Annotated in this window: 14 protein-coding genes; 4 read left to right on the top strand and 10 right to left on the bottom strand. The window is 59.1% G+C overall.

Going from position 1 to position 15,740, the window contains the following annotated elements; genetic code table 11:
* Positions 1–311: 311 nt before the first annotated feature.
* The 9 genes from NKK52_RS30560 to NKK52_RS30520 form a co-directional block, all read right to left on the bottom strand.
* Complete coding sequence (locus NKK52_RS30560; protein WP_031203875.1) at positions 312–806, bottom strand: Mov34/MPN/PAD-1 family protein; 495 nt, start codon at positions 804–806, stop codon at positions 312–314.
* A complete protein-coding gene (locus NKK52_RS30555) occupies positions 806–2,608 on the bottom strand; it encodes a ThiF family adenylyltransferase (protein ID WP_023682793.1) in 1,803 nt (600 codons plus the stop codon). The genes NKK52_RS30560 and NKK52_RS30555 overlap by 1 nt, the downstream gene beginning before the upstream one ends.
* A gap of 419 nt (positions 2,609–3,027) precedes the next feature.
* Positions 3,028–3,525 carry an Lrp/AsnC family transcriptional regulator gene (locus NKK52_RS30550; protein WP_023682794.1) on the bottom strand — a complete coding sequence of 166 codons (498 nt, stop codon included), beginning with the start codon at positions 3,523–3,525 and terminating at the stop codon, positions 3,028–3,030.
* Between the two features lie 481 nt (positions 3,526–4,006).
* Positions 4,007–5,551 carry a fumarate hydratase gene (locus NKK52_RS30545; RefSeq protein ID WP_023682795.1) on the bottom strand — a complete coding sequence of 515 codons (1,545 nt, stop codon included), beginning with the start codon at positions 5,549–5,551 and terminating at the stop codon, positions 4,007–4,009.
* Between the two features lie 5 nt (positions 5,552–5,556).
* A complete protein-coding gene (locus NKK52_RS30540; RefSeq protein ID WP_023682796.1) occupies positions 5,557–6,990 on the bottom strand; it encodes an aldehyde dehydrogenase family protein in 1,434 nt (477 codons plus the stop codon).
* A 197-nt stretch (positions 6,991–7,187) separates the two neighbouring features.
* The gene (locus NKK52_RS30535; RefSeq protein WP_023682797.1) at positions 7,188–8,114 is read right to left on the bottom strand and encodes a LysR family transcriptional regulator; all 927 of its coding nucleotides are present in this window, start codon (positions 8,112–8,114) and stop codon (positions 7,188–7,190) included.
* A 128-nt stretch (positions 8,115–8,242) separates the two neighbouring features.
* Positions 8,243–9,145: an HpcH/HpaI aldolase/citrate lyase family protein gene (locus NKK52_RS30530; RefSeq protein ID WP_031203880.1), complete on the bottom strand. Its 903-nt coding sequence runs from the start codon at positions 9,143–9,145 to the stop codon at positions 8,243–8,245.
* Between the two features lie 132 nt (positions 9,146–9,277).
* Positions 9,278–10,429: a CaiB/BaiF CoA transferase family protein gene (locus tag NKK52_RS30525; protein ID WP_023682799.1), complete on the bottom strand. Its 1,152-nt coding sequence runs from the start codon at positions 10,427–10,429 to the stop codon at positions 9,278–9,280.
* A 19-nt stretch (positions 10,430–10,448) separates the two neighbouring features.
* Entirely contained in the window at positions 10,449–11,696 is a 1,248-nt protein-coding gene (locus NKK52_RS30520) for a methylaspartate ammonia-lyase (protein ID WP_023682800.1), read from the bottom strand.
* Between the two features lie 258 nt (positions 11,697–11,954).
* On the opposite strand from NKK52_RS30520, the gene NKK52_RS30515 reads away from it, so the two are divergent.
* The 4 genes from NKK52_RS30515 (at position 11,955) to NKK52_RS32325 (ending at position 13,389) form a co-directional block, all read left to right on the top strand.
* A complete protein-coding gene (locus tag NKK52_RS30515) occupies positions 11,955–12,182 on the top strand; it encodes a hypothetical protein (RefSeq protein WP_023682801.1) in 228 nt (75 codons plus the stop codon).
* A gap of 160 nt (positions 12,183–12,342) precedes the next feature.
* Positions 12,343–12,561 carry a hypothetical protein gene (locus tag NKK52_RS30510; RefSeq protein WP_156939247.1) on the top strand — a complete coding sequence of 73 codons (219 nt, stop codon included), beginning with the start codon at positions 12,343–12,345 and terminating at the stop codon, positions 12,559–12,561.
* A complete protein-coding gene (locus NKK52_RS30505) occupies positions 12,558–12,995 on the top strand; it encodes a hypothetical protein (RefSeq protein ID WP_156939248.1) in 438 nt (145 codons plus the stop codon). The genes NKK52_RS30510 and NKK52_RS30505 overlap by 4 nt, the downstream gene beginning before the upstream one ends.
* Positions 12,996–13,020: 25 nt before the next feature.
* On the top strand, positions 13,021–13,389 hold the full coding sequence (locus NKK52_RS32325; protein ID WP_156939256.1) for a transposase: 369 nt from the start codon (positions 13,021–13,023) through the stop codon (positions 13,387–13,389).
* A 121-nt stretch (positions 13,390–13,510) separates the two neighbouring features.
* Here NKK52_RS32325 and NKK52_RS30500 read toward each other — a convergent pair whose 3' ends face one another.
* Positions 13,511–15,619 carry a prolyl oligopeptidase family serine peptidase gene (locus NKK52_RS30500; protein ID WP_023682805.1) on the bottom strand — a complete coding sequence of 703 codons (2,109 nt, stop codon included), beginning with the start codon at positions 15,617–15,619 and terminating at the stop codon, positions 13,511–13,513.
* Between the last annotated feature and the right edge of the window lie 121 nt (positions 15,620–15,740).

Below are 15,740 nucleotides of genomic sequence, written 5' to 3'. Positions count from 1 at the left end.
TCCCGATTGCAACTGGCTGTCTCTATCTTCAAGCCGTGGTCTTCATCACGGAAGAACTGCTCGATGAGCCAGCGCTGCGTGTACAAGCGACATCGGCCAGTTCGCGGCGGAGCAGGTTGCCGCATGGGTGGTAGGAGCAGCCAATGCAGCGGGTCCGCGCCGGCGGGCTCGGCCGTTTGCGACTTCACCCGCTGCAGCCCACGCCGTCTGGCAGGCCGTCCTCGCGCAGGTTTGCCGGACCGTCGCCGGACCGAAGCGGATGTCAGGTCATGCCTTTCATCAAGCCGCCGGCATCTGCGGGTGCAGAGATTTCAAAAGGCCCTTATCTGCACCGGATCGAGATGCAGCTTGTCCCAGAGTACCACGCGCGGCACCGTTTGTGCTCGCCACGCTGTCAGCTGCCATGTCCCGGAAGAACCCCATAGAATCATCATCAGCGGCAGTGCGCAGCGCGCTTCTGGCGTGGTGATAACGCGGCGAAGGACGCCGCGGTCGGTCCAACTCAGCGCGCCGCTCGGAGCGCCGGGGTGGCTATGCCAGTCACCAAGGTAAGTCTCGCGGCGACCCGAACTCTCATAGTGGGCGGCAATCTGCTCAACCTGCCATTGCTGATCCGGCTGGAACCGAAAGCGCTCGTGAAGGGCGCCGGGTCCGGGACCAATCATGGCGGCTACGACGGCGGTATCAGGACTCAACCACCAGCCCATGAACGTGCCGCCGGTCTCTAATGGGAATTTGGTGTCGGCTTCGTCCGCACATTCCTGAATCAGGGTGTTAGGCAGCCAGGCATCGACATCCGGCAACATCAATGCCCGCCCCAGCAGTCCCGATGTATTGGCAGCGGATCGACACGCCAGCTCGGCGGACAGCGCGCTCGTTCATCATCAACAAAGCTGAGTGTCTGCACGACCGAACCCTCGTCCGCCTTGCCCGAGAGGGTATCGATGGCCAGCCTCACCGCCTGCAGCGAGAGTTCCTGCAGATCATACGCGGCACCGGTGAATGTGCGTTCGCTGCACCCGGCCGGCTGGGTCAGGGCCTCGTCACCGGCATCCTGTCCTGGCGGGGGTTCCATCTCGTTCTTGTGCCATGCGTGCAAAAGGCAATTCGGGCAGCCGCTTTCGCGGACGTGCCGGACAACGGTGCCGCCCTCCATCGTCGGCGTCGCGGACATGCTTATGAGGGGAACGGCTGCGCTTCGGCAGCGGTCATCGAGCAGCGTTGTAACGGCGTGCGAAGCGCTGCCGTCGATAACGAGATCGGCGTCCTTGATGAGCGAGTCGAGTATATCGTCGTCACCCGGATCGCTCAGAGCCTGCGCCGCAATACCTATAAAATGCGAATGGCTACGGACTTCCGTTGCCGGATACTGGCGAGCAAGAAAACCCTGCAAGGCTTCTGTCTTGCGCTGACCCCAGGCGGCTGCGCCCAGCGGCCAGCGGATCGTGTTTCCAGGCTCAAGAATGTCATGTTCAACGAGATCGAGGGTGCCGCATCCGTTGCGAGCAAGTTCGATCGCTACCGGTGCGGCGACGGCGCCAACACCGACGACAAGGATCCGCTTTTCTTTGAGGAATGCAACGGCCGGAACACGCCAGCCAATGTCGACCGGCCCGGCGCGAAAAACGGGCAGCGCCGTGATACGCAATGATTTAGGGGCTTTGTTCTTCTTCGGCTCAAAGCCGTGCGCATGACCGAAGACCATGACGAAGCACCAGCCGAGGCCCGTCTCACCAAAGCCGAGCTCGCTCGGATAGACGAGTGCGCGGAGGTCAAACTTCAGACCTGAACCGTACTTTCGTGGCCGGGTACGCTGGAGCCATGAGTAATCTTGGCGGAGCCTTTTTAGCTGTGCATCGAGCTGAGGTTCGGGTAGTATCGTGTCTTTTGATCTTACCCACGGAACCTCAAGTTGATTCTTCGCTTCGGTCAGGTCGGCTGGGAGCGGACCCGCCCATTGGTGAAGCACTTGGCCATCCTCAGCGCGAACCTCTTCGACATAGGCCCTGACCGCCGGAATATGGATTGGACCGTTCTCGGCCTCCACTTTGACCGTTTGATCTTGGATGTAACGCAGCTGCAATGTGCCCTGCGAGGCGTCGCCGACATCCCAGCCGCTGTCGATCAGACAATAAGATCCGGAATTACGGCCAAGGTTGTTCCACCAGTATTCGGCAGGCTCGCCCTGCTGGTCTTCCTCACCGGTACCACGCACGGAGTCGGCGAGCTGTTTTTCGAGCAACGTGCAAAGCGTCCAGCCCGGTGTCCACTGCCGGGTGTCGCGGCCGAGCAGGCAGAGATTGCCCTCGATAGGACTGCGGTGGCGCGTCGGCGGTGGGTCAAGGCCGGCGAGCAGAAAGACCTGAGGCCGAAAGTGCGGGTAAGCGTCGGGAAAGACAGCCTGCAACCGAAGGGTCGTCGCCCTATCGAGCGGCCAGTCGAGAGTTAGCGACAATCGCCCGGAAGAGAGGGCCTGCTCGTCAATCTCAGGGGTTATTCCGGCTGCGTACAGCGCGTTGAGTTCGTACTTAAGCCGCCCCGGATAACGCTTCTCCCAGCGGGGAACTGGCTGCGCCGGGGTCGTTGTGGATGAATCGGGATCAACCATCCTCTCATCCCACCTTGCGCGGCGGGGGCACGGGCGGAACGGGTGGCCCCGGCGGAACATTGTGAGGCGGCCCGGAAGGCACTCCGTGAGGCGGTCCTTTTCCCGGATTATCTGGTGGTCCCTTTCCAGGGTTGTCAGGTCTTCCAGCCATAATTCCCTCCATATCTACATAGTTGTGAGCTTGTGGCAGAGCAGGCACTCAAAGGTCTTTGGCAATATGTGCTCTGAGCTTAGATCCTGGCCGAATGACTTTTCGGACTCTTAAACGCTTGGCCGCTCTTCGCCCGAAAATTGAAGCGGAGCACTCGGTTGAGGGCTCGTTATATCCGCAACGGCCTCTTGGATTTCGCGGAAATGTGCGTATCTGACCGATTAATTCGCGGAATCGGGGCTAGTTGCCGACGGAAACGCTTCAGAGTTCATCTCCGCTTGGATGGGGACAACGGAATCGGTGAATTGGCTTTCACTGGCTTCGTCACGACAAGGCTGTAGTATTGGTTGATCCTCAATCCTGCCTGCAGGAGTCCCTCCATGAAATCTTGATACGCAGCCATGGAGGGAGACGAAACGCGCATCAGATAATCGATACGTCCCCCAATTGCCCAGCAGTCCAGGATTTCCGGGACGTTTTGGATGGCAGCCTCGAAGTGTCTTTGATCCTCGAGACGATGGCGATCCAAAACCACTTCCACCAGTATAGAGATGATGCCCCCCATGAGGGCTGGACTGAGTCGCGCAAAGAATCCCTCAATGATGCCTGCGGCTTGCAGCGCGCGGAGCCGTTCTGAACAGGCCGACGCTGAAAGGTGAACACGCTTTGCGAGCTCGCTTTTTGAAATCCGACCATCTGACTGGATCTCTGAAAGAATCCGGAGATCCCAAGTGTCTAGTCGCACAGGATCGGGTTTCGACTTCATGACCTTTTGCTCTCAAGTGTTTGGTCGACAGCGCAGTTAGTTTTCACCAATTCTATCATCAATTGAAGCGAGCGAATTCAGTGGACGTCATCCGTCCTCAGCCCGAAACGCGTCAGTGCGAGGTTGTCGAAGGTCAGGCGACTGAGAGCAATCCAAGCAGAAAGGCTGTAGAACAGTTGAGCCATAGCCCTCCCCTAACCGGGCGACGACGCTTTTGGAGGCGGCTACCTCGTCGTAATGGATAGGCTCTTTTTTGGTATCTCCGATGCTTACCTGTTGGCATCCTCGACAGCACGCGAACGTCAATCGAATGGTCGGCAGGTCCATGCGGTGTCTACATCCGAGCATTTGGCATCGAAGAGGACTTGCAGGCCTTACTATGCCTCGCCGAGGAGCTGAACCACAGAAAACCCCGCTTGTGTTGCGGATGCGGCTCAAAATCCGGTGCGGGAGGCTGGCCGGATCGCGAAGCCGGGAAGGCTCAAACGCCGATGCTGCGGGCAATGCTGTCGGCAGCCATGCGCTTACGCCACTCAAGGGGCCCGGAACTGTGAATGGAGTTTCCCTCAACATCGACAGCCGCGATAGCCGGCATGTCCTGCACCTCGAATTCATAGATGGCTTCCATGCCAAGGTCCTCAAAGGCAACGATCCGCGCCGCCTTGATCGATTTTGAAATCAGGTACGCAGCGCCGCCCACTGCGACGAGATAGGGTGTCCTGTGTCTGACAATCGACTCGATGGCCGCCGGTCCCCTTTCCGCCTTACCCAGCATCGCGAAGAGCCCGGTCTCGGCGAGTATCTTTTCAGCAAAAGCATCCATCCGCATGGCGGTCGTTGGGCCAGCAGGCCCGACGACCTCATCCCTCACCGCGCGGACTGGTCCGACGTAGTAGATCACGCGTCCCCGCAGATCGATCGGGAGCGGCTTCCCGGCATCGATCAGGTCGACCATTCGCTGGTGGGCGGCGTCACGGCCCGTCAACATCTTTCCGGACAAAAGAAGGGTTTCCCCGCAGCGCCATGATGCCGTCTCTTCCTTTGTGAGCGTATTGAGATTAACCCGGCGGACGCCGCTTGCGTGCAAATCCTCATGACCGATCTGGGGCCATTCGGAAAGGTCAGGCGGCTCAAGCCTGACGGGTCCAGAGCCGTCCAGGGTAAAATTCAGGTGCCGGTTTGCGGCGCATTGTGGAATGAGCGCCACGGGCTTGGACGCGGCGTGGGTAGGATAAGTCGCAACCTTGACGTCAACGACTGTCGTCAGGCCACCTAGGCCCTGAGCGCCGATGCCTAGCGCATTAATCCGTTCATAAAGCTCGATCCGCAGTGCCTCCTCCGCACTTGATGGCCCCATGGCGATCAATTCCGACATGTCAATTGGCTCGTTCATGGCCTCCTTGGCCAGCAGCATCGCCTTTTCAGCGCTACCACCGATGCCGACCGAGATCAGGCCGGGCGGGCACCATCCGCTGCCAAGCGTCGAAACAGTGTCGACCACCCAGTCGGCAACGGACGCGCTGGGGTTAAGGGTGCTGAAACGTGCCTTGTTTTCCGATCCGCCGCCTTTTGCGGCGATGGTGATTTCAATCTGGTTGCCTGGCACGAGGTCGACGTGGACGACTGCCGGCGTGTTGTCACGCGTGTTCACCCGCCCGGCAAGCGGATCCGAGACGATCGATGGTCGAAGTGGATTGTTCGGGTCTAGATATGCTCGGCGGACGCCCTCATTCACGAGGCCGGCGAAACTGGCAGTTGATTTGATGCGGACGTCCATGCCGACCTTTGCAAAGACCACCACAAGACCGGTGTCCTGGCAGATCGGGCGCCGTCCGAAGGCCGCCATACGGGAGTTCAGCAAAATCTGCCCGATGGCGCTCTTAGCCGACAAACTCTGTTCGCGCGCGTATGCTTGGGAGAGGTATCGGATGTAGTCTGGAGGATGGTAGTACGAGACGTACTGGAGGGCGTCAGCGACGCTCTTTATAATATCCTTGCCAGCAATGGTGCGCGTGCTTTTGCTCAAGAGGCTTATCCGAATGACCCGAGCCCATTGACCAATTTCAGACTTTGGAAGCTCCGCACCCCCTGTTCGCCCCCTTCGTATCCATAGCCGCTCTGTTTCACGCCCCCATACGGCGCATCCGCGGAAACCCCTTTCAGGTAATTTACACTGATCGCGCCCGCCGAAAGACCGCCGATCAGTGCCCGTATCGCATCGGCGGCGCCAGTGAAGAAGTAGGCAGCCAAGCCATACTCGGTGGCGTTGGCTTCTTCGATCGCCTCCTCGATCGAGTCGAACGGTGCCACGGTGAGGATCGGCCCGAACGGCTCGTCATGAAGCACTTTCGCAGCCTTTGGCACGCCTGTCAGGATGGTTGGCGGCCAGTAAAAGCCCGGCTGGTCGAGGCGGGTGCCGCCGGTCGCGATGCGGGCGCCGCGATCGACGGCATCCTTGATCAGACTATGCATGGCCTCGATTCGCCGCGCGTTTGCCATTGGGCCCATCTCCGTCGCCGGGTCGTCCGGTGGACCGATCTTGATCTTGCGGGCGACTTCGGTCATCCGGGACAGGAATTCCTCATAGAGAGGCCGCGCGACGAGGATCCTGCTGGGCGCATTGCAGCTTTGGCCCGCGCACTCGAACTTGTATTCCGAAATTGCCGGAATGGCCGTCGCCAGGTCGGCATCTTCGCATATAACGACCGGGGAATGCCCACCGAGTTCAAGAATGCACCGCTGCAAGTTGTTTGCTGCTAGCTTGGCGAGCTGTTTTCCAACCTCGGTAGAGCCCGTGAAAGTTAGGACCTTGACGATCGGCGAGCTGAGGAGATGCCGGGATATTTGCACCGGAACGCCAAAGACGAGATTGACCACGCCGTCCGGAATACCCGCTTGTTGCAACGCTTCGACGAAATGGACAGCCGCGCTTGGTGTCTCTTCAGCCGCCTTGAGGATCACGGGGCAGCCTACCGCCAAAGCAGGGGAGAGCTTGCGGGCGATGAGAACGGCGGGATAGTTCCAAGGCGTAAAGGCAGCAACGACGCCAAGTGGCTCGGGGACGATCATCCGGTTCGGGCCCATCGGAATAGGGGCCGACAACTCTTCGGCGTGGGTTCCGTTCCACTCCAGCGTTTCGACAGCGCGCGCGTACTCACCTGTCGCTTCGGCAATCGTCTTTCCCTGTTCGGCTGACAGGTCCCTAGCCGCCGCTTCAAGCTTCGCTGCCAGAATTTTGGCGGCCGCTACAAGAATCTCGCCACGATCATTTGCAGGCCGCGAGGCCCAGGCCTTGCGGCTGCGCTCTGCCGAAGCGAGGGCCTCATCCAGATCCGGTATCGTCGCCGAGGCCACCGAGGCAAATACCATCTCCGTCGCCGGATTGATTACTGGCAGAGTGGCTCCGCTACCACCGGGTCGCCATCTGCCATTGATGAAAAGCTGATAGCTCGTGGCGTTGGACATCCCATGCTCCGCTTGAGTATTTCTGCAATGCGAGACCAGCCGATCTCCGACCATGGGCTGACTTCTCTGCAGTCTCATCGAGATGGTCACGCTAGGTCAAATATGGAATGTCGCCCAAAACCATCTCGAATCCAGATTGAGGGCCGGCTCGGGCGGTGGAAGCGTGATAGCACTGGGACTCGGTTTGACGGATATGCCTAAGCCCGAACCGGAGCCGTGGCCGGCCACTGCCCGCTCTCGATTAATGTCCTGGTGACATTGGGGATCAGCTTGCGGACAGCAGAGACAGCGGGAGATTGCTCATCTTTGGGGTTGACGGCAAGCACAACGGAGCGGGTAATCACTGGATCAACGATTTTAACCGTTCGGACCTGTCCCTGACAGGCTTCCCTCTGAATGGCCGACGGGGCAAGGATAGAATACGCTTTTCCTTCCATGACCATATTGATGATCGTAGAAAGGGAGTCGACTTCGAATCTGACGTCAAGCACAGAACCGTGCTGCGCAACGACATCAGCCACCGAACGCCTGACATTGTTGTTGCGCATGGGAACCGCTAACGGGAACGCATGTAAATCGGCGAGCGGTATCTCGTCTTCGAACGGTGGTTCACCCGGCGGCACCACAAGGCAAAATTCTTCGCGTGCCAGCACCGTCATCCGCCCCGCGCTCTCGGCAGTGCGGTAGAGGACAGCCAGATTGAAGCGGCCGGCAGCCATCCACTCCTCCAACGGTCCCGTCATGCCCTCGATCATCTTAAGGGAGATCCTTGGCATCTCGTTTCTTACGGATTCAAGCAGCGGACCGCTAAGGACACGCGCAGCCCCGGACGGAATGCCTATGGTCACCTCTCCGGAAGGAGAAGCCACCGTGTTGGTCAGTTCCATCTCGGTGAGTCGAACTTCCCTGAGAATCGTCCGCGCCCGCTCAAGCAGTTTCGTTCCAGAGGCGGTCACACTGATGCCGGTCCTGTCGCGTACCAGCAGCTGAGTGCCGAAGCCTTCCTCCAGTTGACGCACATGGAGGCTAAGGGCGCTCTGAGCGACATGCAGGAGCGAAGCGGCCTTCGTGAAACTGCCGGCTTCCACTACGCCGACAAAGTATTTTAACTGCCTGATATCCACGGCTTAACCTAACTGAGGCAACTCCCCCAGTCCTTTGCATTTATCTCGAAACGAGATGGGCCGCAAGTAATACTTGCTGGCGCACAGCAGGGAAAGGTTCCCGGTCGGACCATTGACCGGAGTTAGGTTCAGTTGCTACCGGCGAGGGTCAGGATTTCGTGGGCGCGCCGCACCACAGGCGGATCAACCATCCTACCATCCAACGAGAACGCAGACAGTCCGCGGTCAGCGGCATCGTTCTCCGCTGCAACAACAGCGCGGGCCCACTCGACTTCCTGCGCGCTTGGCGAGAAAGCCTCATTAAATATGGCCACCTGTGTCGGATGGATCGCCAAGGCTCCGGCAAAGCCAAGCCGCCGCGCATGCGCCGCGGCCTCGCGAAGCTTATCAATGTCCGAGAACTGGCCGATGCTTCCGATGAAACCGAGCGGGAGCAATCCGGCCGCACGGGCAGCAAAAAGAACTGCAAGGTTCGGAGTCAACAGAAGGTCGAATTCCGGGGCGCCGCCGATAGCAGCACTGAAGTCTTCAGGACCAAGTGCCATTGCGACCATCCTTGGATGCGCCGACGCAATGGTCGCGAGCCTTTGCAAGGCGCCCGGGGTCTCGATCTGGGCAAGGAACTGGATGCGTCCCAGCGGAAGATTTCTTTCTCGTTCAAATTCCGAAACCGCATTGGCGATCTCGGATACCCACTCTGCCGAGTCCGTCTTGGGAAGAACAAGTGCATCAACACCCGCCACAGCGGCTGCATCGAGATCGGCAGCTAACGCACGCAAACCACGATTGACCCGGACCAAAACGGATGCACCCTTGCGGGCCACCTTTGCCACGGATTCAGAAAGCTGCCGCCGCGCCTCGTCCTTCTGATCCTGAGGAACGGAGTCTTCCAGGTCGAGGATGACGCCATCTGCCCCGCGCTCGTGGGCCGCCTCCACAAAGCGCGGAACGTGAGCGGGAACGAAGAGCAGAGATCTCCAGCGGGGTACAGACATCGCGCTTTCAACGGTCGGACTGGTGTCCTTGATCATGGAGTTACCTCTGCGGTCGATTTTAGCGAGGGCGTTGGCAATAAGGTTGCTGGACGGCTGCACCGGGATGGCCTGAAGTATGCACGCTTTTTGTAAATCGCGAGCACGCCCACTTTTCCGAAAAGAGGCCGCTCACGCTGATGCGGCTCTTTCGCGCAAACGCCCCAGAACCTCTTCGCGGACAGCCTCGGTGTTGGCGCCAAGAGCCGGCACCGGGCGCAGCGAGGGGCGCTCAGAGTTGAAAATCGCCGCCGGCGCTATCGTCTCGACGGTTCCTTCGGGTGTGCCAACCTCGACCCTGCGAATGTGTGGATGCCTCGAAACATCCACCACTTCGTTCAGTCGGCCATATGCCAAGCCGGCCGCCTCGAGCTCCCGCATCGCTTCATGGCAGGACAGTTCACAAAAGCGCCTCTCAATGACCTCATCAAGCTCCGCGCGGTGACCTAGGCGCTCCATGTTATCAGCAAAACCAGGTGCGCGTGTAAGCTCCGGCTGCTTCAGGAATTTCTCGCAGAAGTTTACCCATTCGCGGTCGTTTTGAACCGAAAAGATGAGTTCTTTGCCGTCAGCGCAGCGATAGGCGCCATAGGGAACCAGCGACGGGTGCTTCACGCCGGCGCGTACGGTGTGATAGCCGCTGTAGTCGCTTTGCAGAACCGGAACATTCATCCAATCGGCGATGGCATCGAACAGTGACACCTGGATGCTGGTGCCTTCGCCGGTGACCTCGCGGTGATAGAGGGCCTGAAGAATGGCGCTATGCGCTGTCATGCCCGCCGAGATGTCACAAACCGAAACGCCTACACGCGCGGGCCCCTGTTGGTTGCCGGTGATTGCGCATAGACCTGTTTCGGCCTGGACGATGAGATCATAAGCCTTCAAATGGGAATACGGCCCTTTGTCCCCGAAACCCGAGATGTCGCAGGCGATCAGCCGCGGAAACCGTCGGCGCAGATCAGCAGACCCGAAGCCCAGTTTTTCGATACTGCCCGGCTTCAGATTCTGGATAAAGACGTCGGCATCGGCAATGAGCGTGTCGAGGACCTCGCGGTCCGCCTCCAACCTCAGGTCTAGACACACCGACTCCTTACCCCGATTGAGCCAGACGAAGTAAGCGCTCTGCCCTCGAACCAACTTGTCATAGCTTCGGGCAAAGTCCCCTTCCGGCCGTTCGATCTTGATTACCCGGGCGCCGGCATCCGCAAGGCGAGACGACGCATAAGGCGCGGCCACGGCCTGCTCAACCGCAATAACTGTGATCCCCTCAAGGCTATTCTGCATTGGTGACACACCGCGCTTTTCAGCCAATATTTTCAGTTGCTCGACGGCTCAGGATCGCGAGCAGCCGGCTCTGTTCGTTCCCAACGATGGAAAATCCCTCGTCGACGCCCATTCCGGGCTTCGCGAGCATCATGTCGGCTTGGGTTGCCACCGAGACGTGGACAGAAGCTTGAGCGGAGAGATCCGTCTCGGTACAGCTTCCCCCGACATATGCCCCAACCTTATTCGCCTTGCAGATAAGAACGGCGCGCACCGTATCGGCAATTGAGCCGACATCGGGGGTCTTGATTTGGACGAGATGGGCGGCCTTCGCTTCGGCGAAGAGCCGGATATCCGCAAGCGTATTGCACCTCTCGTCTACGACAATACGAGCATTGGAGCCCCGGGTGTCCAAAATCGATACGATCTCGGCGTAGTTCTCAATTTGAGCTTGCGTCGAACCAAAATCGGCAGGGAACTCGATGTTAAGAGTGAAACCCGGTACGCTATCGGCAACCTTGCAGACAAAGTCGGCAATACTTTGCGGCGCCAGCCCGATTTCCTGACCGATCCAGCCATACACATCGAAGTGCAGCACGGGCTGATATCCCGGATGGCCGATCTCGCGCGTGCGCACCGCAACCCACTTCACGAACTCCTGGAAAGTCTGGCCGCCTGCGCCGAATTTCTGCCTGGAGTTGATCAGGCCGTGCGGAAGGACATCCACGGCTTTTAGAATCATCTTGTCAACGTTTGTTTCGCGCGCATCTCCACTCTGGCAGTAAATCGGGACTCTAAGCGTTGGCAGCGGTAGGTTAAATTCTCTGCAAACGATCTCCGCCATTGTCGTACGTTGAAGATGAGCCGCTGCGCGAAGCAGCGCCTGGCTGACCCCGTACTCAATCGCGAGAGGTAACCGCTTGCGTCCGATGGGCTCGAAAATCTTAGCGCAGGCATCAAGGTAGCGAGACACATCGACATCGAGAAGCCGCGGCACCACAACCTGCGACGTCAGATCTGAGATTCGAGCAGTTTCAAACAGAGGATCGCGTCCACCGGCACCAGAATACTGAACGCTCATCATGTCGCCCCAAACGACGGTGTCGTCGACAAGGACAAGCCCGACACTCAGCGAAGATGCCGGAACGCGAATGGATTGGAAGTCCGGCGTGACGGGTTCACTCACATAGACAAAACCGTCCTGCGAGGCACCGGCTCTTATGGCTGCCTGATCGTCGTAGAAAAACGCGCCGTTTCCTGGCGCGAGGAGCACGTCTTTGATCTGCACTTCAGTTCGCTCGATTTCTGTCGGACGGCGTTGACGGGAGGATGCAGTGGGATCCGCTACCCGCCGAGTATGTGCCACTTGGCATTGAGTCCGCCAATATAATGTTCCAGACAGTGCCATCGCGTTTTGAGATGGCTGCTGCCTTACTTTTAGGACGGCCGTCGCTCTTTTGTGCAATACTGTGCGTGCTGCGCTCGATGTTTTCTCGAATCCTCATCCTAGTGATGCTTTCATGTAGTCCAGCCGAACAGTTGGTATGTGGAGGAACTTGCCGAGCCGACCGCCGCTTTGAGAGTCGGAATAGCAAGGACCAAATGGGGTGAGATCGATCTGGATGCGGAAGTCCTGCGCGCCCTGGAAGCGAGGGCTTCACTCCTCGGGGACGACAATGCGCCGGCAATGGCGCGCGCGATTGATTCTAGTACTTTGGCGCTGGTCAATTTGGAGCACTACGAATATGGCCGAGCTGAGCAAATCGACCCTTGAGAGCTTCATGAGGCCTTGCGGAAAAAGCGCTTTCAGGTGGGTGAGGCGATCCAAGGATTCGATATCCTGCTGACTCCCATAATGCCCCATGTCGCTACTGCGAGCGGACTGTATTCGTCCCGGCGGATCCTGCCGCGAACGGAATGATTTTGTGATGATCGTGGCGCTCGATCCGCCGGATTTCCGGACGATCAGCGACTTCCGCAAGCGGCATTTGAAGGCGCTCGAGGCGCTGTTCGTGCAGGTTCTGAAGCTGTGTGAGACGGCAGGATTGGTCAAAATCGGCCATGTCGCGCTGGATGGCACGAAGATCAAGGCGAACGCGTCGAAACACAAGGCGATGAGTTATGAGCGCATGAAGAAGCGCGAGCTGGATTGAAAGCCGAAGTCGCTCGTATGCTGGCGGCGGCCGAGGCCGCGAATGCCGAGGAGGACGTGACTGTCGGCAAGGACAAGCGCGGCGACGAGATGCCGGATTGGGCCGGCGACAAGCAGAAGCGGCTGGCCAAGATCCAGCAGGCGATGGCGTCGCTGAAGCCGAGGCCAAGCTGGCGACGCAAGAAGAGCGCCGGATCGAGGCCGAAAAAGAAGAGCAGCGCCAGGCCGCAGGCCGCAAGAAGCCTGGCAAACCGGCGGCGGCGCCATCAGAGGAGCCCGATCCCCAGGCGCAACGCAACTTCACTGGAAAGCCGCATCATGAAGTCGAAGGATGGCTTCGTGCAGGCCTATAATGCCCAGGCTGCCGCGGATGCCCATGGCCAGATCATTGTCGCGCACGACCTGACTCAGTGCGGCAGTGACCAGGGCCAGTAGGTGCCCCTGATCGAGGCCATCGAGAATAATCTCGGGGCCAACCAGCGCAGGCCTCAGCGGACTCCGGCTACTGCAGCGAAGCCAATCTCGAAGCGCTCGAAGCGCACGGCATCGACGGCTACGTCGCGCCCGGACGCGCCAAGCACCCGACCGCCGCGAGCGGAAAAGTCGGCGGGCCGCTGACCCAACGAATGCGAGAGAAGATCGGCGACGGCGGCTTCGAAACGCCCCATCGATTGAGAAAGCAAGTGGTGGACCAGTGTTCGGACAGATCAAACAGGCACGTGGCTTCCGCCAATTCCTATTGGGGGGCGTTGAAAAAGTGCGTGCCGAGTGGGCAATGATCTGCACCGCCGCCCGCCTGAGCCGGCTATCGTGCAACAAGTGCCCGTAGCAATGACCTATCTGGACGGGCTCCTAGAGCACCTGTGTTGGCAAGACGGCACGGAAGGCCGACGAACTTCCCTTCTGACCACAGCCGTCATATTTGCGACACTCAGCGCTCAGTTGCTTGATCATCGGAGATGGTCGAGCGTCCAGGCCATGCGAAATGCTCTTTCCTCGGCTACGCCAGGCCCGTGAGAAGCACCGCTGTGGCCGCCGACCATCCGCATGCGGAAAACCAGCTCGGGATCGCGATCGGCAGCACAGGATCGACGCTGCGCCACATAGCGAGCGGGCTGATAATAGAGCACCTGGCCATCATCGAGCGCGGCGTCGACATATGTCGGCGGAAGTGGGCGATCGGCGCTGAGGTTGTAGTAGGGGTCGTAGCTGAGCAGGTGCCGATATTCATTGGCGATGTGGGGATGTCCATACTCCGCCCTCTCCCATAGAGCCCACGGCATTGCGGCGTCCATTTCAGTATCCAGGATGTCGGCGAGCGGAACCTCGGCAAGCACGGCGCGGAACAAGTCCGGCCGCAAGGCGGCCGTAGCAAGCACAACGCCCCCGCCAGCGCTCGCTCCCTCGATTACAATCCCGTCGCGGGTGGCGAAGCCCTGCTCAACAAGTCCCTCGGCAGCGGCGATCAGATCTGTGTGGGTGGTGCGTTTTGCCTCACCCATGGCCGCCTCGTGCCAGGGGCGGCCGAGTTCACCGCCACCACGTACGTGGGCCCAACCGAAAGCAACCCCTCGGTCGAGCAGGCTTAACCGAGCAGTCATGAATGAAGGCCAGGCCTTGAACGACGGCCATCTTGATGACCCGTAACAGCCGTAGACGCGGAGTACGACCGGCCCAGGGCTCGTTCGGTCGCGCCGAGCAACAAGCGAAATCGGTATCTCAACGCCGTCTTCCGCTTCGACCATCATAACCTGGGACACGTATAATGCAGGGTCAAACCCTGGTATGTCGGCCTGGAACAAGGTCACCGAACGGTCGTCGTCGAGATCATGCTCTTTTACAGCGTCAGGCGTCACAAACGAGCTAATTGAATAAACTAACTTCGAGCTTTCGAACAAATGCCGTGCAACCGAATGCGCCCCTCCTGCGGATAAGCCGGCCTTAAGAGTGCAACTCGACTCGTCGGGAACGATCGTTGTCCCAACACGCCCGCTTCCGTCACGTGAGACCAAGCGAGGACGCAGGCCTTCTCGTTCTAGGACCACCAAGTGCTTCTCTAGGACGTGTACTTCCTCGAGAGTCACGCCCGCTCGATGCGGGATGATCTCCTCCCAGGACGACGGTGACGGGTTATCTATCGGTGCACACACCAGCCGGCAATACGGTCCAGCGTCGTCCACCCGAAACAGGAAACTATCGCCCCAGTGCTCCGCATAGATCTCGTGGCCGTTTCCGCGCCTCACAATCCGGCGCCAATTGCCCCCCGCCTGGTCGGCAGGAAGACACCACACCTCTTCAGCACCGACATGAACAGGAAAACACGAATAGCCGGAGAAGGCAGTCACGTCGAGGAACAACCAGGCGCCACTATCAGAACGCCGAACCTGTACTTTCAATTGCTCGTTGGTTTCCTCAAATACTACCTCAGAAAGCCCAGTTGCGATGTTCAGGCGGATAAGCTCATGACATTGTTGTCGGCTAGGCTGCTCGCGCGTGAAAAACAAAGTGTGACCATCTGCGGCCCAAGCCACCATCGCAACTTTGTTCGAGCCCTGCCAGACATCTTGGCCGGTCTTCATGTCCCGAACCCTAAGCTCGTAATTCTCGTTCCCAATCACGTCGAAGCTGAAGGCCACGTAACGACCGTCGTCACTTGGCTCGAAGACACCGAGTGAGTAGAAGACCTCTGCACCGGGAATCGCGTTTGGGTCAAGCACTTGTTCCTCCGAGCCGCCTCGTACTGGGCGGCGCCACCAAGCCGGATGAGCCAAGCTCGGCTCGTCCCTCTGGAAGTACTCGAAAGGCCCAACTTGTAACGCTGGTGGGATTCCCTCGCGAGGCTGACGACCATCAATCTCGGCGATGATCTCCGCCTTAAGCGCTGAAAGGTGAGCTGTCGCTTGCTCTGCGTAGCTGTTCTCGGCTTGCAGATACGCGCGAACATCGGGATTGTCCCGGTTGCGGAGCCAGCGATACGAGTCCATCATAACGTCGTCATGAAGCACCCGAATCCGTGGCTCAGCCCGAGGAAGAAGTGGCTGAAGGCGCTTGTCTCCCATCAGACGACGCTCATCTGAAAACAGGAGTATTTTGCCGCGGCAATCAGCAAACAACATAGTTTGTGCATTAATATTCCTCCTGGGAGATAGCGAGCAAACCGTTCAAGCCGCCCTAGCTCAA

Source organism: Mesorhizobium sp. C277A (assembly GCF_040324395.1).
Lineage (GTDB): Bacteria > Pseudomonadota > Alphaproteobacteria > Rhizobiales > Rhizobiaceae > Mesorhizobium.
Note: the sequence above shows the minus strand (reverse complement) of the source record. Positions and strands in the feature narration are given on the sequence as shown.